Here is a 20,515-nt window from a genome sequence, read left to right as displayed (position 1 = left end):
AGACTGATATCGGATTTTGAAGCCTTGAAAAGATCGGTCAACCGATCATCAAAATAATCTTAACTGATCGGCATTAGGACATGGGTCCGGCTTTTTATTTGGTGTTATCGGTTGTTAGTTAGCAACAACACTTTCGTTGGTAATTGGCAACATCATGGCTTCGCTGGCAATATAGCCGGCGACTTCACGCTGCATTTCTTCCGTCGCCGCAGCACTTGGTGCCGGATTCAGGCTTGAAGCATGTGCACCTTCAAGGAACTGCACCCATCCGCTTACCGTCTCACCAGTAGGCTCAACGGTTGAGGAGACTTGCTCAAGACCAAGCACACCAGCAAAACCAGCTTGGCCTGACAGTGGCAACGCCGTTGTCACAGGAATTACCTGGTCAGGCAGGTTCTCACCACCGTCACCAACAACAGTCATCATGTGTACTGGCGTGGTTGCAGCCAAAGTAGTTGCGTAGTTATTAGGATCGCCTGAATCAAGCGCAGTTTGTGCGGCAAAAGCAAACTCATTAAAGATAGCATTCACCTCTGCGGTCTGCTGGGCATCCAGTGCATCGAAAAATGCTGATACTGCTGCCACTAACTGCGCTTCTGTTACATCTGTAGTCTCATACAATTGCATCAGCAACGCCTGGAAATCAGGTGAAGCCTGAGACAGTAACAAGCCTTTGATCAAAGGACCGAAGGTCGGCGATTCAATAAGATACTGCGATAAACCACCACCAGGAGACTCAAGCGATGCTGCATTCACGGCATACATACCGTCCAGTGCACCCAGCTGCTCACCCATCGTTGTGTTTGCCACTGCAGTAAAATCAGCGCCGGTAATAGCACCCAGCGAGACCCCCATAAAGGAAACTCGAGACAGATTAAAGTCCACTGCCTGAGTACTGGTTGCATCAACGACCGCATTAAGACCTAAACGCAAGCCAAGCAAATCCGATACGCTTTGACGCAGGTTATCACGCGCCGTTGGCAGACTACCCAGATTCATATAGTGCGTTGCGCTGACCGTAGTGGCATTGATATCGTCAGTGCCGTCGCCATCCAGATCAAACCCACGGCTACCGTGTAGTGGCTGATCAATAGCGACAGACGCAATACCTGCTAGCGCCAGCGTGCCAGTTATAGCCAGCATGTCTTCTTTTTTGCTGGTGATACCGTGAGCCAGAATCACTACCGGCCAGCCAGCGTCAGGCTTGGTAATAGGGAATCCCAGCCCGGTAGCAACGGCTACGTCCGGAACAGTAATCTGAACATCAAGCGTCTCATCACCCATATTGCCACCCTGAGGTTGCGGGAACGGGTTGAACTTCGTGATGTTTCTGGCACTGTCGAGCATTTCGCCATTTACACGTAAGTCAGCAAGACCAAAGTTAGAGCACATCTCATTATTCGGACCCGGCGTAGCAGCGGCAAGCACCTCATCAGGAGCACCCGCTAACACGATCCCACTGTCACAGGCGGCTTTCCAGAACTGATTGACTGGCGCCAATGGATTCTCGGCGCTGGGTACACCCAGGAAGTAAGGCAAAGACACCGTAGCTTCGTAGCGCTGCGCTGCGCAGAAAGGACCTACCTGGCCTAAAATTCCGGTAGATACCTGAACCGCAAAGCCATTTACGTCGCCCCACATCGATGCCATCGCACCCGATGCCGTGCCCAACAGGCCACCACAAGTTTGTAACGCACTGAAATCCGTCGCTTCAATTAAAGGAATCAATGGTTCAGCTTCAGGAGGAAGACTGGCAATACCCTGCTGAATTGCGCCAGCCAGCGTTGCGTCGTCAACCAAACCCAGGGTTTCCATGACATTCTGAGCACCATCTGCATCTGTCGCCACAATAACCGGAAGTGCTTCGCCCGCATTCGGATCGCCCGCCGCGGCGCGTGCAGCAAACTCACTTACCATGACCTGCTTGATAGTATTTAACGCCACGCCAACAGATTGCGTGGTGAACGCAGAAACGTACGTGATTTCTTCGCGATCGTAGCCTGCATTCAGCAACGGTCCAAGGTAACTGTTAACAATGCCCTGCAACTGTAACTGTGAATCTGAAGACAAAGGCATGGTATTAATGTCCTGACGGACCAAGTCCCACGTTGTAGAACCTTCAACAGACTTTCCAGAGCTGTCTTTCAGCCCGGTCGTCATCACCAGCATGTGGCCCTGACCAGATTTAAGCGGACGCAGTGGTACAACACTGACGGTATCACCGTCGACCAGAGACAGCACAAAATCGACGCCGTATTGCAGTTGGTCGCCAAGCAAACAACCTGCAGAAGGAATTTCAATTGCTGCACACTCTGGCACGCTCTGGTCAAGACCCAGTGTTGCCTCGTAAATATGGATACCGGCTGATAACGTGGAGGCATCCAACGTCACGCCATCGGGCGTACTGACATCAATTGTAAACGGATGCTGCGTTGACCAACCATCAAGCACGTTTAACGCGTTTTGTGGGTCGCCAAAGTCTGTAGGATCCGCTACAGGAATATTCAGTGTGTAATCAAAGAAGCCGTCATCACCTGGCAGCATCAATAAATCGTTAGGTACGTTCAGATTTCCAGCGGCCGGATCAAAGACAATACGAGAAATGGGTGTTTGAACAGGCGTGTCAGCCTGGATATCATCCAGTGTTTCGTTTGAGCCACCACATCCTGCTAGACCCAGCGCCAAGGCAACACTGGAACTGATAAAGAGTTTTCTCATTCTTTCTCCCTACAAAAACTTTGTTGTTATTCTGTGTTTAAAACCCGGACCAGACTGGTTTCCCGGTCAGGCCACATCCCGTTGTTAACACAATGTCAGGATAGTTTTAAACATGTTAGACCAGTTGTATATAGCCCAATCTTATTGACTTTGCTGGAACTTTGCAAAGGTTTGTTAACTATTTGTAAGCGTCTTTTTGCAAACACAGATTATTTTGCCCTTGTGGTTTACTTCATATCACCACCGGGTATCATCAGCGTAATTCACGCAGACATTATGTTTTGCGTACGCTTATCTACTCTTCCACAGATATGGAAACCCGATTACATGAATAACTATCAGGCTCCCCAGGATTTACTTGCAGGTAAAGTTATTTTAATTACTGGTGCTGGTGACGGCATTGGTGCTGAAGCGTCAAGAACCTTCGCTGCGCATGGTGCGGAATGCATCTTGTTAGGCAGAACAGTCAGCAAGCTTGAAAAAGTATACGATGACATCATGGCTGCCGGTGGCAAAGAGCCGTCTATCGTTCCACTGGACCTCAAAGGAGCGACTCCGGAGCATTATAAAGGGATGGCAGACACCATTGCCGACCAGTACGGTAAGCTTGATGGTGTCCTGCACAATGCGTCGGTGCTGGGTCATTTAAGTGTGTTTAAAGATATCCCTGTGGATGAGTGGCAGGAAGTAATGCAAATTAACGTGAATGCTGCCATGTACATGACACAGGCATTGTTGCCGGTGCTCGAAAAGTCCCCTTCAGCGTCGGTAGTCTTCACAACCTCAAGTGTTGGACGCAAAGGCAGAAGTTTCTGGGGTACCTATGCCGTATCGAAATTCGCCACCGAAGGCATGATGGAAGTACTTGCCGATGAATATAAAAATAAGTCAGTTCGTTTCAACTGCATAAACCCGGGTGCTACCCGCACATCAATGCGAGCCAGTGCCTTCCCGGCAGAGAACCCTGAAACGCTGAAAACGCCTTCAGATATTATGCCACTGTATTTGTACTTAATGGGCGACGAAAGTGCTGAGGTGAATGGCGCATCCATGGACTGTCAGCCCAAGTAGCCCGGAACGGAGCCTGACTCTACGGTGTGTCCCCACCGCTAATTTACACCGGCGATAGCATATTGCCGGTTGTGAAGTAACGTGATGTCATACCGGCTTGTCTGAAAACTGCGGACACAAAAAAGGCTGCGTTTGCAGCCTTTTTTTTAATCGGGTACTCAATTGAAACGATTAATCACCGATTTTTGCCCAGGTGTCGCGCAAGCCAACAGTCTGATTGAATACCGGCAGGGTATCCGTGGTATCCGGATCGACACAGAAATACCCCGTTCGCTCAAACTGCCATGCGCCAGTTTCAGGGATATGATTATGTAAGCCGGCTTCCACCCATCCCTTTTTCACCTGGAGAGATTCAGGGTTAATCGCATCGACAAAATCATCCTGTGCAGCAGGATTCGGCACGTTAAACAAACGATCATAGAGTCTGAATTCAGCTGCCTGTGCGGTAGCCGCATCCACCCAGTGTATAACGCCTTTGACTTTACGCCCATCAGCAGGATCTTTGCCCAGCGTGTCCGGATCGTAAGTACAATAAACGGTTGTGACGTTCCCCTGCTCATCTTTTTCAACGCGATTCGCTTTCACCACATAGGCGTTACGCAGGCGCACTTCTTTATCCAGCACCAGACGCTTGAATTTTTTATTGGCAGACTCGCGAAAATCTTCCGCCTCAATCCAGATTTCCCGGCTAAACGATATTGTGCGTGTACCCATCGATTCATCGTTTGGATGATTAGGCGCAGTTAATTGCTCTGACTCACCTTGTGCAAGGTTTTCAATGACCAGTTTGATAGGATCGAGCACCGCCATCGCCCGTGGAGCATTAACGTTCAAATCGTCGCGAATACAGGCTTCCAGCATGGACATTTCGACCATGTTATCCATCTTTGTGACGCCAATCCGCTTGCAGAACTCACGCACGGCCCCCGGGGTATAGCCACGACGGCGCAAACCCGCAACAGTCGGCATACGCGGATCGTCCCACCCACTGACATGGTTTTCATCGACCAGCTGAATCAGGCGACGTTTGCTCAGCACCGTATATTCAAGATTAAGACGTGAGAACTCATACTGACGAGGCGTGCAGTCGATGGAAATATTCTCAATTACCCAGTCATAAAGACGGCGGTTATCCTGAAACTCAAGGGTACATAATGAATGCGTGATCCCCTCAATCGCATCTGAAATACAGTGAGTAAAATCATACATAGGATAGACACACCATTTGTCACCGGTTTGGTGATGGTGCGCGTGTTTAACCCGATAAATTACCGGATCGCGCATGCACATAAACGGCGACGTCATATCGATTTTGGCACGCAAACTACACTGCCCTTCACCGTATTCGCCCGCTGTCATTTTGGCAAATTCACGCTGGTTAGTTTCTATGTCGGTATCACGGTAGGGGCTGTTTTTGCCGGGTTCCGTCAGCGTACCGCGCATCTCGCGCATCTGTTCCTGCGTTGAAAAGTCGACGTATGCCAGGCCTTTATCAATCAGTTCATTGGCGAAGGCATGTAATTGATCGAAATAATTAGAGGAGTAGCGCGCTTCACCGTTCCACTCAAAGCCCAGCCAGTGTACGTCTTCTTTGATAGAGTTCACGAAGCTGATGTCTTCTTTTGCAGGGTTGGTATCATCAAACCGCAAGTTACAGGAGCCCTGGTAATCTTCTGCAATACCAAAATTCAGGCAGATAGACTTCGCGTGACCGATATGCAGAAAGCCGTTTGGCTCTGGCGGGAAACGCGTTTTTATGCTCTCGTGCAGACCTGATGCCAGATCCTTATCGATTATTTGACGAATGAAGTTGGTCGGACGGTGTTCAGTCTCGGCCATTCGCTGTTTCCCCTTATTCTTTGTGTGAGTCGATTAGGCAACGAGTATAACATCAGCCGATCTCTCGCAACCATGTTTTCTTTTCGTCTCAAAAGCTTTTGTCTAAATTTGCAGCAAGATAGCTAGAATTACCGCATTTTATCCCGACTCCAGACTAAAAACACTGACTGTGAAAAAAACTATGGTAACCTCTTTACACATTGACGCATGCTCGTCGTAATAGAAATTGGTGTTCATGAAAGAGAAAGCAACATCGTTTGATATCGCCCACAAAGCGGGCGTATCACAATCTACAGTGTCTCGCGCACTCAGTAACAGCCCGCTGGTTAACAAAGAAACCCGCGAACGTATTCAGCGCATCGCCAGAGAACTGAATTACAAAGTCGATAAAAACGCGAGCAACTTACGTAAACAGAAGAGCAGCACTATAGCCCTGTTGCTCTTTGAAGATCCCACATCTGACGACTCGATGATAAACCCGTTTTTCCTGTCCATGCTGGGAAGTATTACCCGCGCCTGTGCGAGCGCCAGATACGATTTACTGGTGTCCTTCCAGAATTTAGAGGACGACTGGCACGCTGAGTATGAAGACTCCAACAAGGCAGACGGCATTATTTTACTGGGTTATGGTGATTACACCACTTACCGCACGAAACTAAGCCAGCTGGAAGAACAAGGTACCCACTTTGTTCGCTGGGGCGCGCATGATGAGGAGCACCCCGGCATTAGCATCGGTTGTGACAATTATCAGGGGGGCTATGATATTACCCGACACCTGCTCTCTCTCGGCCGCAAACGCTTTGCTTTTGTTGGCGACGCTGGCGGGCATGCACCGGAATTTATGGCGCGACATCAGGGTTACCTCGACGCACTGAGTAAAGCCGGTGTACTAAAGGAAGATACGCCACGTATCGATGCGATTTCCACAGAAGAAGCCGGCGTTGAGGCCATGCAGACACTGTTGAAAATGCAGACGCCTCCCGACGCTGTCGTCTGTGCATCAGACTCTATCGCAATGGGCGTACTAAAAGCCTTGCGTTATTCAGACCTGCGCGTACCTGAAGATATTGCTGTGGTCGGTTATGACAATATTCCGGTATCAGCTTTCACAACACCGAGCCTGACCACCGTTCAGCAAAACACAAAGCTGGCTGGCGAGTTGCTGGTAAATGCGCTGTTGGATGCGATTAACAACAAGCCAGTTGAAGATTATCTTATGCCAGCGGAGTTGATTATCAGGCAATCCTGCGGCAGTGCAGAGTAACCGCTGACGCCGAGTGGTCTGTTCTGAGAACAAATTGACACATATTTATCGCACTTCCAGGTATACAGTGATTGCCATAAACATGAAATAGGGAAGAGGTATGTTCAGGCAATCAGGCTCGCTCTTACTGGCCGCAATGTTACTTAACGCATGCAGCAGCGACGATGAATCCAGTGAGGTAAGACAGTTGAGTATCCAAAGTCACAAAGTAGTTTGTGAAGCTGTTTCACAGCAATTGTGTCTGTCAGCATCCGGCCAAAACGATCTCACGGCGTTTTTTCCTTTTTACGAGGACATCCGTGATTTTCAATTTCAGTGGGGTCATCAATACTCCCTGACGGTAGAAGTGTCCAGAGTAGAAAACCCGCCTGCCGATGGCAGTGATCGCGAATACACCCTACTGTCTGTCGATTCTGAATCTGTCGATACTGCAGGTACTCTGTATTTTTATTCTGATGTTGAGCTATTACAAAACACCTTCACCAAAGATGGCACAGACTACACGTTTTTAGGTCAACCTTTTAGTTGTTTACAGGCGGTTGAGTGTGACAGCCTGGTATCGATGAGCGGCTCAGGCGGTATACTTGATGAGCTGGTTTTTCGTTATCTTGGTGAAGGGAAAATACAACTGGAACGCTGGCTCTGACACGTTACCCCACCATGCGTTCGGGCTCACGTTTTCATGCCTGCTGCCTGCTTTCTTCTTTTTTCACTGCTTACTAAGCGGGCATTGTGAACCGTTTATGGCTTGATAAAACACGGAAAATCGGTGTCGTGTCCTGCCGCTAAAATGCGCGGGCCATCGTCTGAACATCGGTATCAATGCTGATAGCCGCCATGCAAATGACTACCCTTCGGGCTGAACCGAACTACAGCATTGCATAAAAAAGCCACTTACATACTGAAGTGGCTTTTCATTGAGTGTTGTCATGTTGTGGCGCCAGATCCTCTTACCGACATGACCCTGAGCATCATCTCTGGCTATTGTACCTGCATCTGTGCAGTCATCGCGGCAATCAGAGACGGTGCTGTGACCTCCCCCTCACGGACCCACACCTGAACCCCATTAGCGCTAACGGTTGAAGACAGACTATCTCCTTCAGCAATTGTGAGCGATTTACCAGATAACTGTTCCTGCCACTGTCCTTCCTGAAGAAACTGGCTGACTGACATTGTCGCCGGTTCATCTCCCTTGTTCAGCAGTACCAGCGCTGTCTGCGCGGTATTCTCATCCTGCAGTACGCGATAAAATACCGCTTCATTGCCCTGCAATTTGACATTCACCTGCAGTCCGCGCTGCAGTGCAGGCACCTGTTTACGTACATTCGCTATCGCTTTCAGAGACTGGTAAATGTCACTCTGCGGAGCGCTGTCAATGTTGTCCTGTCCCAGATAATTGCGGTTACCCGCATGTTCTGCCGTGCCGCGCATAAACCCAATTTCGGAGCCCTGGTACACCACCGGTATCCCCCTGACGGTAAATAACCAGTTATGCGCATTAATAAAGCCTTCATCTGTCGCATTCATTCTTGGCATATCATGGTTATCGTAGAATGTGGTCAGATCGTACGGGTTATTGTATGGCCCGTGCGTCAAATACAGCACGTCTTCCATTTCTGCAAAATCGGATTCAGCAGGCTTTTCGAATACACTTAACATGGCTTTTTGCATGGGGAAGTCCAGAACGCTGATGCCCCCGTTTTTCGGCAGAGTATGTTGCGCAATGAAATTGGCATCATACTGGAAGCTCTCACCAAACATGTAAAAGCCCGGGTGTTTCGCTCTGATGCGATCTGACGCCTCACGCCAGAAAGCATGGGGGACGTGACGGATAGTATCAATTCTGAAAGCGTCCGCGCCCTGCTCTATCCAGTACAAATAGCTGTTAATCAGATAATCCCTGACATCCGGGTTGGTATCATCTAGGTTAGACAATTTCACCAAATCAGGATAATCGTGAAAAAACGCGTGCAATGGGTTCGTGTCAGGCGAGAGCTCTTCAGGATGCAGATTCTGATGATCTGCCACCAGATTACCGTCTTTATCATAAATTTCACCATATCCGGGCTGATCCTCAGGCATGGTAAAACTTGGCGTGCCGTGATTCGCGACTATGTCGAATACAGACTTCAGACCAAACTCATTTCTCATTTTATCGGTGTATTGCTTAACGGTCAGCGACTCGCTTACCCAGTGCTCATCAGGCTCATAAAAGTTAGTCGCCCAATATCCGTGGTAGCCGGTTTTTCCACCGTCTTTAAACTGGCCACCGTAAGTGATTTGTTCATCCCCGGTAAAGGCCTGATCAGGGTTAGCCACCAATGGCGTTAACCATACCGCGGTAAAGCCCATATCGCTGATATATTCAGCATTGTCTATCACCCCCTGTAAATCGCCACCCATGTAGCCGACATTCGCATACTTACCATCCGGACCGTCCAACCTAAGCTGCCAGGTCGGGTGATCGCCCCCCTGCTCCTCATAGTTATTATTCGGATCGCCATCCACAAAGCGGTCGGTCATAACAAAATATACCGCCTCGGAGGTAAAAGGTTCTGTGGTGCCATAGAACTCAGGTTTCGCCTTAACAATGTCGTCAGTCTGGGTAGCTGCACAACCTGATATCGATATAGCAATTGCCGTCGCAATCGCCGTTCTGCGAATAAAGCGCATTACTTTTCTCCTTCCAAAACCGGGGGTGGCAGCTGTTCAGGCTCTTTCACAAAGAACACCGCCAGTGCTCCGAGCAGCATCGAGACACCTGCCACTACGATGATGTATTTCGCTTCGTTGTCGAATACCGAGCTTAAAATCCAGCCAGCGGTCAGGCCGGATACAATCTGCGGCGCCGCAACCGTAAAGTTAAAAATTCCCATATACACGCCGGTCTTGTTAGGCGGAAGTGCACCCGCCAACATCGCATAAGGCATCGCCAGAATAGCAGCCCAGGCGATACCAATGCCCACCATTGGCAATAACAGGTTAACTGCGCCGGCAGGTACCGTCACTTCTGTAATCAGAAGATTAACGTTGACAGCGTTCAGATCCTGGAACATCAGGAAACTGACATAGCTAATACCACCTAGTGCCAGCGAGCCTGCATAAATGAGTTTACGGCCAAATTTATCCGCCAGACGCGCCAGGAAAACAGAGAATACTGCGGCAAATACCGAATACGCAGCGAACAGGATCCCTACCCAGTCACCGGCTGCACCTTTAGCGGCAACAATGGTTTCGGGAACCATTGGCACGGTGGCAATATAAGCCGGGTCAAACCATTTTTTGTCAACATTCCAGATATGCTGAGTGATGGCTGGAGTGGTGTATACCCACATAATGAATAACGCAAACCATGAGAAAAACTGCACAACTGCCAGTTGCTTCATGGTGGATGGCATCTTTACACACAGATCGATAAAGCCTTTGAAACGCTCAGACAGTGGTGGCTTTTCCTCAACCTGTTCAATCTCTTCTGGTTGCACGCCCTTATACCGGTAGTAGTCTTCCGGGGCGTATTCTTTGGTTCTGATCACGGTCCAAATGACCGTGCCTAACAGTACGGTTGCACCAATATAAAATGCCCACATAACTGATGGCGCGACTTCACCAAGCTGAGCGGTATTCTCAAGGCCGACCACATTGGTCAGTACAAACGGCAAAATCGACCCTATCACCGCACCGATATTGATAAGCAGCGACTGCACCGAATAACCAATGTTACGCTGCTCGGCGGGTACCATGTCGGAAACCAATGAACGGAAAGGTTGGAAACAGACATTAAAAGAGGCATCCATCAATGCCACCATAATGGCACCCATAATCATCGGAGCCATGAACGCCACAAAAATCGGTGCGTTAGGCAGCAACACCATACCGACCACAGCTGCAACGGCACCTGCGAGAATAAAGGGACGGCGACGACCCAGCCGGTTCCAGGTGCGATCAGATGCCGAGCCCACAATGGGCTGAACAATCAGCCCCATGATTGGCGCTACCAGCCAGAACAATGACAGCGAATGCAGATCTGCACCTAAATCCGATAGGATCCGGCTTACATTGGCATTTTGCAGGGCAAAGCCGAACTGCACTCCCAGAAAGCCGAAGCTGACATTCCATATCTGCCAGAAATTTAAACGTGGTTGTTGTGCTTGCATAATTTTCTCTTGTTATTGTTGTCGGTTTTTCCACGGTACAACATAAGGTTAGTCGATAATCCAGACACTGGGGGCGAAGGCAGGCACGGTTAGCGTTTCAGGCATGGCCTGCGTAGCTCCTGAAAGCCGGGTGATGGCAGAGTGCCCCTTCAGCATCGCAGAGAAGCGCGCCAAATCTAACGATGCCGGCTGCTTATTTTTATTCAGTACCACCATTAATTTGGTCTCGGGTGAATCGGCATTATGACGAAAATAGACATATACCCCATCCTGTGGCGTGTAGTGCGTCAGTTTGCCGGAAAACCACTCTGGTTGCTCGTGGCGTAAGTGTAGCAATGTTTTTATCCGCTGCTTCGCCCATTTTTGCTCGTCAGTCAATCCGACACCCGTAAACGCATTTACCTCGTCACCCTGCCAGCCTCCGGGAAAGTCACTGCGGATAATGCCATGATCAGAACTTCCGGTATGACTCATCAGAATTTCTGTGCCATAAAACACCTGCGGGATACCACGCGTGGTCAGCAGGTATGTCATCGCCATATCCCATAGCGCAGGCTGCTCGTTTACCTGCGTAAACACCCTATCCATGTCATGGTTGTCTGCAAACACCACCAGGTTGTACGGATCGCCGTATACAAAATCGGTAGCCAGTATCTCGTACAGACTGCGTAATCCACCTGACCAGCTCTCATCATCTTTAAGTGCCTGTATCAGAGTGGCCTGTAGCGGAAAGTCCATCACACTGGGCAGTGCACTGACATAATCATCATGTCTTCTGGAACCCGCCTGCCAGTAGGACGTGATCAGCGGATTCACCGACCATTCTTCCCCCACAATATTTAAATTGGGATATTCCTGCATGAGCCTGGTAGTCCATGCAGACAGAAACGCTTTATCTGAGTACGAATAGGTATCCACCCGAATGCCGCTTAAATCGGCATATTCCACCCACCATATGGCATTTTGAATAAGATAAGTGGCAAGGTGTGGGATAGACTGATTCAGATCCGGCATGGTAGGAACAAACCAGCCATCGGCAAACGCCGCCGCATCTTCTTTGATACCGTGAGGATCATGAAGCGCCTCGCGGAAATGAGTAGTCTGGACAAAGTTTTGTCCATGATGGATCCAGTCCTCAGACGGCGCATCGCTCATCCAGACATGCTCACTGCCAATATGATTAAGCACCATATCCATGATGATGCCGATACCGGATTTTTTTGCCTCTTCACTGAACGCCCGATACAGAGAGTTTGTTCCAAAGCGCGGATCTATCTGGTAATAATCGGTGGTGGAATAGCCATGATAGGAATAGCTGTCCATGGCGTTTTCCAGCAAAGGCATAGTCCAGATTTGCGTAAATCCCATATTACTGAGATAAGGCAGGTTATCCATCATGCCCTTAATATCGCCGCCATGACGCCCGCCCCGGTTATCTTTTGCTAGCGTATCCACGTAACCTTTGACACTGTCGTTTGCCGGGTCGCCATTGGCAAAACGATCAGGCGTGATTAGATAGATAGCATCTTCAGGACCGAATCCCTTCCGCATTGCTGAATTTTCGCGCCTCTCGTTAATGGTGTACTGAAGTACCTTTTTGTCACCATTAACAGCAATGATATCAAACGATAGCTGTCCGGGGCTGACATCACTCAGGTCCAGTGTAAGAAACACATAGTTGTCACTGTCCAGGGTCTGCGACTTAAGCAGCCGGGCGGTGGGATGAGATAAGGTGATCTCCGCATTGGCAATACCGGGGTCGTGGATCATCAACTCCACGGTAGGTTGCGCCATATTGGCCCACCAGTTGGGAGGAGAAACTTCAGCAGCCTGCAGTGGTAAGCTGGCAATAAGCAGCGATAGTAGCCCTGATTTGTACATTTTCAGATTTCTCCTCTTACGACACCGATAACCGCTTCGCGCCATAGGGTGTTCAGGTAGCAGCAACCAAGCTATAAACAGACAACGCCGCCTGGCACCGATGTTACCGGCAACGATCCGGCGGTTTCACGACGCCAGATACTATAATTCCTGTTACCGGTCATCACGGATATTAACCTTGCCTGAGAACTTTTCTTTTACAGGTGTTAACAGGACGTTAAGATGATAGCTGATACTACCTGTGACGCGCGTGGTAACCAACCTGCTGCATACGTATTCAGCAACAGGTTAGTGTGATATCGGCGGCAATTGCCCATAATGTGCGCACAAAAAAAGAAGAAAACGACGAGATAGTTGCCATGACAAGACGCATTGTGATTGCAGGAGGTGGTTCAGCTGGCTGGATTGCCGCCAGCTTGTTCCAACACCATTTTACAGGCACAGACACGGAGATAACGCTGGTGGAGTCAGACAATGTGCCGGTCATTGGCGTTGGGGAAGGCTCGACACCACACCTGCGACAACTGTTCTCGACGTTAGGCATTGCCGAAGATGACTGGATGCTGCATTGTCATGCGACATATAAAAATGGTATTCGGTTTGAAGGCTGGCAATCGGACCACGCCCCGGGCTATTTTCATCCTTTCCCAAGTGCCCCGGACAGGCATACCGCAGGCGCCTTTTTGCAAGCTTGCGAAAGGCGACGACAACGCATCAATCTTGCCTGTCTTCCGGATGATTACTTTCTGGCTAACTGGCTGACTACCCATCACAAAGCACCTCTACAGCGCACGGGTTCGCTGACCATTCCGCTTAACTATGCCTATCACTTTGATGCCTCCAAGCTAGCCACACTTTTAGCAAACCACACGACAAAACAAGGGCTTAAGCACATTCGGGGAACCGTAAATACGGTTACGCGGCACCAAAGCGGTGATATCGACGCCTTGTTGCTGGACGATGGTCAGCGGATCCCGGGGGATTTCTTTGTCGACTGCACCGGGTTTCGAAGTCTGTTACTGCAACAGACGCTGGAAGTTGGTTTTCTATCCTATGCTGATGCGCTATTTAACGATGCCGCTGTCGCCTGCGCTTCAGTTCGCCATGAAAATCCGGTTCCGGCTACGCGTTCCGTTGCGATGGAGAATGGCTGGCGGTGGGAAATTCCCCTTACTCACCGCACCGGAAACGGCTACGTCTATTCCTCACAATTTGAAAATAAAAATAATGCTGCAGCACGGCTAAGTGAGGTGTTAGGCAATCAGGGCAACGCTGACGATATCAGACACATTCCGATGAAAGTAGGTCGAGCCGCTTCCAGCTGGGCTAAAAACTGCCTCGCCGTCGGGTTGAGTCAGGGGTTTATAGAGCCGCTGGAGGCTACTGCGCTCCATCTGGTTCAGGAAACAACAGAGCAGTTTTTATCTGCCTGGGAAGCGGGTAGCTACACTCCCCTGCATCGGAATGAATTTAACAGCCGGATCGCCGGGCGTTTTGACGGTATTCGCGACTACATCGTCGCACATTATGTCCTGTCTAAGCGGCCCGGAAAATACTGGGATGCGGTTCGAGCTGAGGCAAAACGCTCAGACACGCTGACGGCACTGCTGCAATGCTGGAACGATGGTGGCAACCTTGTTCAGTTCATACAGGATAATCAGATTGGTCACTATTATTCAGCCGTGTCCTGGTATTGCCTGTTAAGCGGATACGATGCCTACCCGGCCATCAGCGCCGCCTTGGATAAAGATGCTTCACTGACAGCGATAACCCCATTGCTTGAAAAATGGGGAGCGACATTCGTGTCACACAGTGAGGCATTGCAGCGTATGGGAACTGCCGGGCCGGTTGCCTGCTGAAATAGTCGCGGTGACAACGCGAAGGGATCGCAACCTGCGCGTGGGCATTCAGTGCGGTCTTTTATGGAAGGGTTCATAGCAAGAACGACGGCTATTTTCTGCAAACCTTGCCGGCAACTATATACTTCAGGTCTCGCTGAGTGACCACAGACTTAATCGCCTCTTCATTACTCCCTCATAGCTAATGCCAATCCGTAGTAATGTGTGCTCACCCAGCGCGTGAATTTTCAACTTTTTACAAGCCAATTTTATGAAGGTTCAGTGGGGCGATATCAAACGAAACTGGCGCAGCGCAAAAGTTTAAAAAGCCGCGGCCGAAGGAAGAAAGAGGAATATCACCTGACGCTGCCGATGGCCTGCGTGCAGTTATTATGACGACAGTGTCAGCTTGCTACCGTCTGACTCATCACCTTCTTGCCACATTTATTAAAGTCTCATCGGGTTATGAAACCAGCAAGGTTCCCGCCAGCGGTAGAGTAAACCGTGGCGGGAACAAATTGCGTTTAAAACTGAACGTTCAGTGATGACGTCCCTGTAATCTTGGCGGCTACCACCCGCAGGACATTTTGTTTTTCATCCCAGCTAACGCCCGCATTACTATCAACCGCAATAGATTGGCCTTCTACCATAACCGATGCCGGACGGCCCGGGATACCGTGTAACACCCACTCGAGGCGACGACTATCCGGCATGCCATCATAACGTCCGTCAAACGCCGTATTTACAGACAATCGGTTATTGTTCAGGATATGCGTAATCGTCCCTCTGACAACCTCACCCTTTTCAATAGAGTCCACCGCTTTGCCATCGTCTTCAAAGTAAGTGTATTCGTATGACTTACCCGGTTCCCCTGCCCACACATGCAGTGAGAGGCGACTGAAATCAGCATCCCGTGTACTTTGCACCACGTCTGTCATAGGCACAACAGCACCCGCTTTGACTAATACAGGAAAGGTCGTATCCGTTACCGGGATAATATTCACCTTACCGCCAGCGATTTTGTTGCCCGTAAAAAAGTGATACCAGTTTCCTGCAGGTGTATCTACTTTCCATTCTGTCACGTCCGGCTCAGTTACCGGCGAAATCAGAAACTGCTCGCCCCAGTAGAAACTGTCCTTGTTCTCAAACCAGTGACTGTCATGATGATAAAATGACAGCGGCCGCACTAACGGCATACCCGTCAGGCTGTTTTCGATTGCCATCGAATAGTTGTAAGGCAGCATTCTGTAACGCAAACGAATGAGTTCTGCGGCCTGACGTTGTGTCTGTTCATCATGGAATACCGGTTCAGGCGCAATATCTTCCTGCGCGTGAGGACGGAACACCGGTTGGAACACACCTAACTGAAGCCAGCGCTGATACAATTGCGGATCAAACACTTCGCCACCAGCAAAACCACCCAGATCGCTGTGAGTATAAGCCAGGCCAAATACACTCATTTGCAGCGCCAGTTCCACCTGGGGTTTCAGTCCCCCCCAGCTTCGGCTGACATCGCCTGTCCAGGGGATCATGCCAAAGCGCTGACTGCCCGCAAATCCACTTCGCATCAGCACAAAAGGGCGCTGTTCCGGTGCCAGCGACAGACTGTGCTCATACACCATTTTGGCCCATTGATGTCCGTAGGCATTATGCAGGGCATCGGCCGTATACAGGCGGCCGTTAAACTCGTGCAATGTATCTGACGGATGCACCTCGGGCTCACCTAGGTCGCCCCACCAGCCTGACACTCCCTGCTGATGAAGCTGAGTATAAAAGCCAGAAAACCAGTCTTTACCCGCCTCACTGAATACGTCTACCAGTGCGGTATTACCAAAGAAAAAATCAAAGGTTTTAACATCACCGGCCAGATTGCCGGCCAACGCGTCGGCGGCAACTGCGTTCTCAAACTGTTTCGATGTAGTTAAGATAAACGGCTCTGTGATGACAATGGTATTGATACCGGAGTCGGCGAAATCCGTCATCATTTTTTCTGGTTCCGGAAAGGCGTTACGATCCCAGCTTAAGTTGCCCATATGTCCTTTGACGTCTTTTCCGAACCAGTAAAGATCCAGTACAACCGCATCCAGCGGGATCTCCGCTTCAGCGAATTTGTTTACGACATCACGGGTTTGCGTTTCATTGCGATAGCCAAAACGGGACGCGAAGTTGCCCAGCGCCCAGCGTGGCGGCAACGGCTGTCTCCCGGTCACCGACACCACATTTTTACTGACGTCTGCCAGATTATCTCCCAGCGTGACGACGTAGGCGCTGCGCCCGGCGCGTGCTTCAAACTGCAGCACATCGCTTTCGTTATGTCCGATATCCAGCGAGCCGGCTGCAGAATTATCAAATATCACGGCATAATTGGCAGACGACATCACGGCAGGGAGTGAATAGTACATCTGGTCGGACTTTGTGGTGTAACCATAATGAGCCCGGTTGTATAACGGCATACGCTGACCGCGCCGATCCATTCCCATGACGCGCTGTCCGCCCCCGTACAGCTTCTCGTCGGGCTTAAGCGCAAACCGAAAACCACGTAAGCTGTCGACATGAAAATAGCCCCGTTCTTCGCTGATTACCGGCTTTTTCCGGTAGGAGTACGCCAGCGAATATGGTGCCAGACTGACCTGAACGCTGACATCGTTATGCTGCACAGTCAGCTGGTTTTCAGACTCATAAACCGTTGGTTCAAGCACGCGGTAGTTTTCAGGGAGTGCAAACGACGGTAATTGCTGCTTATTCGCCTGGTACACCACTTCGACACTGTCATGCTCAAGCATCGAAACGCGCACTTGCTGGCCATCATCCAGCGTCAGATAAACGCGGGAACCCTGAACGTCGAAGGTTTTCAGTGAGGCGGCATAAACGTCTTTGCCAAACCCAACCAGCAGCAAGACGCTAATTACAAAATGAAAAATATTAGCGCGCATTGCCTGCCTCCTCATTGCGGCTCTCAACCAAATCCAGCCAGCGTAATGCACCTTCTACCTCTGCTTGCCAGAACGCTTCGTTGTGGTCCTGCCCTGCTACTATCTTTGAATATAACGCCTCATCCGGATGCTGCTGCGCCTGATGCAGGGATACCATGGCGGTCATCCCATCTGACATTTGTTTACCCTCCTTTTCACCCACGATGAAATACAGCTTATGGGTTTCCGGCAACGGGTGGGTCTCGGTAAACGTAAATGTCTGCTGGCTAAACCAGAACGATGGTGAGAATATTGCGGCTCTGGAGAAAACCTCCGGATGTTTGACAATGGCGTAATGTGCCATCAGTCCTCCCATTGAGCTCCCCATGACTGCCGTGTTCCGGGCCGATGGCAGGGTCCGGAAATGCGTATCAATGTATGGCTTCACGCTGCCAATCAGAAAACCCAGATAGGCATCGCCCTGCGCGCTGCCAAACTCAGGGTTTGTCCACGGGCTCAACTCCCGCATGCGTGATTCACCGCCATGATCTACTGCAACGACAATAGGAACGCGAAGTCCCTGACTGGCAAGGGTATCCAGCGTTTCATCAACACCCCACTCTCCTGCATAGCTGGTGCTTTCGCTAAATACATTTTGCCCGTCGTGCATATAAACCACCGGGTATCGCGTATCGGTCTGTGCGTAATCCGGCGGTAAATATACCCATACACGACGCGGCGTCTCGCCGGGAAAAGTAAAGGGCTCACTCAGTATTTTTACATTCGGTGATACCGTTACGTCTTCTGCAGTGTGATAAACGTCCTGCAGACTGGTGTCTTTCGCTGGCTCAGCATCTGGCTCCGGCTGGCAGGCACAAAGGCATGTCACTGCGAGTATAGAGGTTGCAGCACGTTTCAGAGTCAGGTTAAAACGCATAAACTTTTGACTCCAGTGGCGCAAGACTCACCGCAACGGTGTTATTCTTTGTGTTAAAAGCGGTCTGGTCGTTTTCTTCCAGTTGATTCGTGAACTGTGTCTGTTCATTCAAAGACAGTTGCTCTGATGCGTCATCCCCAAAGGTGACTTCAGCGTTGACAGAGTCTGTCGAAAAGTTGCTCACAATAAGCAATCTGCTGCCATCCTTCTGGCGCACAAAGGCTATTTGCTTTTCGCTGTATTCACTTTGATTTTCAAGACTGGACTGATGCAACGACAGAAATTCGCCCGCCATAGCAGGATGCGTCGCTGACAGGTTCATTACCTTGATGTAAAACTCACGCAGCGCTTTTTCTTCATCGGTTAACTGTCCGCCGTCAAACTCACCGTCATTCATCCAGCGCTGATGAGCAGGCACACCGGCATAATCGAAAATCGTGGTTCGCGTGGGGTCGCCGAAACCGGTTTCTTCACTGCCGTCCTCACCCACATCCTGTCCAAAATACAACATGGTCGGTGAGCGGCTGATAAGTGCAGACACCACCAGTGCAGGTTTGCCTTTATCGGCACTGCCGGCAAAATCCGGGCTGGCAATACGCTGCTCGTCATGGTTTTCCAGAAAGTGCAGCATACTGGGGGCAATATCATCATGGGATTGCTGGATCGCAATCAGATCAGAGACCTTACCGTGCCCCTGCATAATGGCTTTTAACGTATCGTAAAATTCGACTTTGTCATAAAGGAAATCCATCTTTCCTTTTTTCAGGTAAGCGCGATAGAGATCTGGCTGATAGACTTCGGCCAGTAAAAATGCATCCGGATCCTTCTGCTTTATCGCGCTGTTCAGAAACGACCAGAATTCAACGGGCACCATTTCAGCCATATCATAGCGAAACCCATCTACGCCCTTATCAAGCCAGTAAAATGCGATATCTCTGAACTTGTACCAGGAGTCGGGAAGTGATTTATCCTTCCAGAAGTCGGCATGAGCCTGCACACCTTTAGCGGCAAAAGGCTCAGGAAGACGAGGAAAGTCGTAGCTACCGTCGGGTTTTACACCGTAATTGACTTTTACCGTCTCATACCAGTCATTCTGATCGGGCTGCGCGGCACGTGCACCGTTACCAGTCCATTTAGCAGGAAATTCATCAAACTTGCCATCGGCAAGCGGATGCGGCTCACCACCGAGTACCTGATAACCATTTTTTGCCTCAGGTACTCTGAATTTCTCTCCCACCACATAATAAAAGTTGTTATCTCTGGCATACTCAACAGACGTGTCGTCTGACTCACCGAAATCTTCTACCCCCTGAGGCGCGCTGGTTGATTCATAATGACGAGCCACATGGTTAGGTACAATATCAATAATCACTTTCATACCATGCGCATGCGTTCTTTCAATTAACGCCTCAAATTCTTCCAACCGCTTAGCCGGATCATCAGCAAGGTCAGGATTAACGTTGTAGTAATCTTTTACAGCGTACGGGGAGCCCGCGCGGCCTTTTATCACATCCGGATCATCCAGCGTGATACCGTATTCTGTGTAATCGGCGACGACAGCATGATGCGGTACACCGGTATACCAGATGTGAGTTGTGCCCAGGGCTTTTATACCTTCAAGCGCGTTATCCGAAAAATCACTGAACTTGCCTACCCCATTTTGCTCCTGCGTACCCCACGGAACATTATTGGAGTTGGTATTACCGAAAAGCCGCGTAAAAACCTGATATACGACAGGTTTGACTGGTTGGGTCGGGAGTTCTTTTTCATCGGAAGAAGCAGACACTGGTGTGCTCTCCTGTCGTTGTTCAGGTGCCTGAGAGCAGGCAGATAGTGCAACCAATAATGCAGCAGACAAGAGCTGCCTGGAATAATGCGGAGTATTTTTCATCGGTTAATAA

The 20,515-nt window shown here is 49.9% G+C and carries 12 protein-coding genes; 4 read left to right on the top strand and 8 right to left on the bottom strand.

Translation table 11 applies throughout. The features are described 5' to 3' along the window. Positions 1-114: 114 nt before the first annotated feature. On the bottom strand, positions 115-2,718 hold the full coding sequence (locus tag JKP77_RS08305) for a VolA/Pla-1 family phospholipase (RefSeq protein ID WP_218310719.1): 2,604 nt from the start codon (positions 2,716-2,718) through the stop codon (positions 115-117). Between the two features lie 327 nt (positions 2,719-3,045). Here JKP77_RS08305 and JKP77_RS08300 point away from each other — a divergent pair, with 327 nt between their 5' ends. Beyond that, positions 3,046-3,789, top strand: coding sequence for a YciK family oxidoreductase (locus tag JKP77_RS08300; protein ID WP_218310718.1), 744 nt, complete (start codon positions 3,046-3,048; stop codon positions 3,787-3,789). A gap of 171 nt (positions 3,790-3,960) precedes the next feature. Here the strand turns inward: JKP77_RS08300 and glnS are convergent, their stop codons facing one another. Beyond that, the gene (glnS, locus tag JKP77_RS08295) at positions 3,961-5,628 is read right to left on the bottom strand and encodes a glutamine--tRNA ligase (protein WP_218310717.1); all 1,668 of its coding nucleotides are present in this window, start codon (positions 5,626-5,628) and stop codon (positions 3,961-3,963) included. Between the two features lie 235 nt (positions 5,629-5,863). Here glnS and JKP77_RS08290 point away from each other — a divergent pair, with 235 nt between their 5' ends. Both JKP77_RS08290 and JKP77_RS08285 read left to right on the top strand, forming a co-directional pair. Then, positions 5,864-6,892, top strand: a complete 1,029-nt coding sequence (locus JKP77_RS08290) for a LacI family DNA-binding transcriptional regulator (protein ID WP_218310716.1) — start codon at positions 5,864-5,866, stop codon at positions 6,890-6,892. A gap of 100 nt (positions 6,893-6,992) precedes the next feature. Continuing rightward, a complete protein-coding gene (locus JKP77_RS08285; RefSeq protein WP_218310715.1) occupies positions 6,993-7,538 on the top strand; it encodes a DUF4377 domain-containing protein in 546 nt (181 codons plus the stop codon). Positions 7,539-7,873: 335 nt separating this feature from the next. Here JKP77_RS08285 and JKP77_RS08280 read toward each other — a convergent pair whose 3' ends face one another. From JKP77_RS08280 to JKP77_RS08270, 3 genes are read right to left on the bottom strand one after another with little or no spacing between them, the layout of a single operon-like run. Then, positions 7,874-9,565 carry an alpha-amylase family glycosyl hydrolase gene (locus JKP77_RS08280; protein WP_218310714.1) on the bottom strand — a complete coding sequence of 564 codons (1,692 nt, stop codon included), beginning with the start codon at positions 9,563-9,565 and terminating at the stop codon, positions 7,874-7,876. Continuing rightward, complete coding sequence (locus tag JKP77_RS08275; RefSeq protein WP_218310713.1) at positions 9,565-11,046, bottom strand: MFS transporter; 1,482 nt, start codon at positions 11,044-11,046, stop codon at positions 9,565-9,567. The genes JKP77_RS08280 and JKP77_RS08275 overlap by 1 nt, the downstream gene beginning before the upstream one ends. A gap of 48 nt (positions 11,047-11,094) precedes the next feature. Further along, the gene (locus JKP77_RS08270; RefSeq protein WP_246601133.1) at positions 11,095-12,927 is read right to left on the bottom strand and encodes a glycoside hydrolase family 13 protein; all 1,833 of its coding nucleotides are present in this window, start codon (positions 12,925-12,927) and stop codon (positions 11,095-11,097) included. Positions 12,928-13,220: 293 nt separating this feature from the next. Between JKP77_RS08270 and JKP77_RS08265 the strand changes: the two genes are divergently transcribed. Continuing rightward, positions 13,221-14,786, top strand: a complete 1,566-nt coding sequence (locus JKP77_RS08265) for a tryptophan halogenase family protein (protein ID WP_218310711.1) — start codon at positions 13,221-13,223, stop codon at positions 14,784-14,786. Positions 14,787-15,289: 503 nt separating this feature from the next. Here the strand turns inward: JKP77_RS08265 and JKP77_RS08260 are convergent. Genes JKP77_RS08260 through JKP77_RS08250 form a run of 3 tightly spaced genes read right to left on the bottom strand, consistent with a single transcriptional unit; the run spans position 15,290 to position 20,505 of the window. After that, positions 15,290-17,698 carry a TIM-barrel domain-containing protein gene (locus tag JKP77_RS08260; protein ID WP_218310710.1) on the bottom strand — a complete coding sequence of 803 codons (2,409 nt, stop codon included), beginning with the start codon at positions 17,696-17,698 and terminating at the stop codon, positions 15,290-15,292. Further along, positions 17,688-18,614, bottom strand: coding sequence for an alpha/beta hydrolase (locus JKP77_RS08255; RefSeq protein WP_218310709.1), 927 nt, complete (start codon positions 18,612-18,614; stop codon positions 17,688-17,690). Before JKP77_RS08255 ends, JKP77_RS08260 begins: the two co-directional genes overlap by 11 nt. Continuing rightward, on the bottom strand, positions 18,604-20,505 hold the full coding sequence (locus JKP77_RS08250; RefSeq protein ID WP_218310708.1) for an alpha-amylase family protein: 1,902 nt from the start codon (positions 20,503-20,505) through the stop codon (positions 18,604-18,606). Before JKP77_RS08250 ends, JKP77_RS08255 begins: the two co-directional genes overlap by 11 nt. Between the last annotated feature and the right edge of the window lie 10 nt (positions 20,506-20,515).

It is taken from the genome of Alteromonas antoniana, assembly GCF_019249295.1.
In the GTDB taxonomy this organism is placed as follows: Bacteria; Pseudomonadota; Gammaproteobacteria; order Enterobacterales; family Alteromonadaceae; genus Alteromonas; species Alteromonas antoniana.
This window is presented reverse-complemented; position numbering and strand designations above follow the sequence as displayed.

Bases quoted from the DNA above. Each gene is read 5' to 3' on its own strand.
- JKP77_RS08305 (WP_218310719.1), bottom strand. From the start codon at position 2,718: ATGAGAAAACTCTTTATCAGTTCCAGTGTTGCCTTGGCGCTGGGTCTA.
- JKP77_RS08300 (WP_218310718.1), top strand. From the start codon at position 3,046: ATGAATAACTATCAGGCTCCCCAGGATTTACTTGCAGGTAAAGTTATT.
- glnS (WP_218310717.1), bottom strand. From the start codon at position 5,628: ATGGCCGAGACTGAACACCGTCCGACCAACTTCATTCGTCAAATAATC.
- JKP77_RS08290 (WP_218310716.1), top strand. From the start codon at position 5,864: ATGAAAGAGAAAGCAACATCGTTTGATATCGCCCACAAAGCGGGCGTA.
- JKP77_RS08285 (WP_218310715.1), top strand. From the start codon at position 6,993: ATGTTCAGGCAATCAGGCTCGCTCTTACTGGCCGCAATGTTACTTAAC.
- JKP77_RS08280 (WP_218310714.1), bottom strand. From the start codon at position 9,565: ATGCGCTTTATTCGCAGAACGGCGATTGCGACGGCAATTGCTATATCG.
- JKP77_RS08275 (WP_218310713.1), bottom strand. From the start codon at position 11,046: ATGCAAGCACAACAACCACGTTTAAATTTCTGGCAGATATGGAATGTC.
- JKP77_RS08270 (WP_246601133.1), bottom strand. From the start codon at position 12,927: ATGTACAAATCAGGGCTACTATCGCTGCTTATTGCCAGCTTACCACTG.
- JKP77_RS08260 (WP_218310710.1), bottom strand. From the start codon at position 17,698: ATGCGCGCTAATATTTTTCATTTTGTAATTAGCGTCTTGCTGCTGGTT.
- JKP77_RS08255 (WP_218310709.1), bottom strand. From the start codon at position 18,614: ATGCGTTTTAACCTGACTCTGAAACGTGCTGCAACCTCTATACTCGCA.
- JKP77_RS08250 (WP_218310708.1), bottom strand. From the start codon at position 20,505: ATGAAAAATACTCCGCATTATTCCAGGCAGCTCTTGTCTGCTGCATTA.